The following is a 594-nucleotide window of genomic DNA, read 5'->3' as shown; positions in this document are numbered from 1 at the left end:
AGTACGTCATTCTAATGAGTTTAAGAACTCTAGTCAATTCTTTAATTGCTAAAAAGCACGAAAATACTGAATTCCAAGCGAACGAACGGGTTGCCGCGGTACGCCGTCAGAACTTAATCAAATTGGTTATGCGGGAATACGCCTTACAATATAATTTTAATTAAGGAAGGATATTAATATGTTTAAAAAAATTATCAAGTGGTCTTTTGTTGGCTTGGTTTTAATTGGGAGTAATTGGGCAACTTATAATTATACTAAAAAAACAATTCAGCCAGTTTATAAAACTAAGATTATTAAAGTAAAGACTACGCCAAAAACTGAAGTAGAAAAAGCACAACCAGTTTCACAACCAAAACCGCAACCACAACAACCACAACAACAATCAGATGAGAATGATTATAATAAATATGATACTCCGGAGGAAGAAAAACGGGCAGAAGAAACGCAGAACATTACCAGTTCGGCGGCGTCAACCCCTGATGGAGTTGGGATTTCGATTGATGGTCTAACTGGTAAACAAATAAAACCGGATAATTTAAAATAAACTGTTGACGGATTTAATAATGTGGTTTTAGAAGTACGTCATTCTAATGA

1 protein-coding gene is annotated in these 594 nt (G+C 34.8%); it reads left to right on the top strand.

Features of this window, described 5'->3' with window-relative positions:
• Nucleotides 1-178 precede the first annotated feature (178 nt).
• Nucleotides 179-544: a hypothetical protein gene (locus B808_RS02310; RefSeq protein ID WP_035421685.1), complete on the top strand. Its 366-nt coding sequence runs from the start codon at nucleotides 179-181 to the stop codon at nucleotides 542-544.
• The last annotated feature ends 50 nt before the right edge of the window (nucleotides 545-594 follow it).

This window comes from Fructilactobacillus florum 8D (assembly GCF_000512295.1).
Lineage (GTDB): Bacteria > Bacillota > Bacilli > Lactobacillales > Lactobacillaceae > Fructilactobacillus > Fructilactobacillus florum.
The sequence above is the reverse complement of the archived record's forward strand: the minus strand, read 5'-3'. Positions and strand labels throughout refer to the sequence as shown.

What these genes read in the sequence shown, in the direction of transcription:
- B808_RS02310 (WP_035421685.1), top strand. Translation starts at nt 179, where the DNA reads ATGTTTAAAAAAATTATCAAGTGGTCTTTTGTTGGCTTGGTTTTAATT.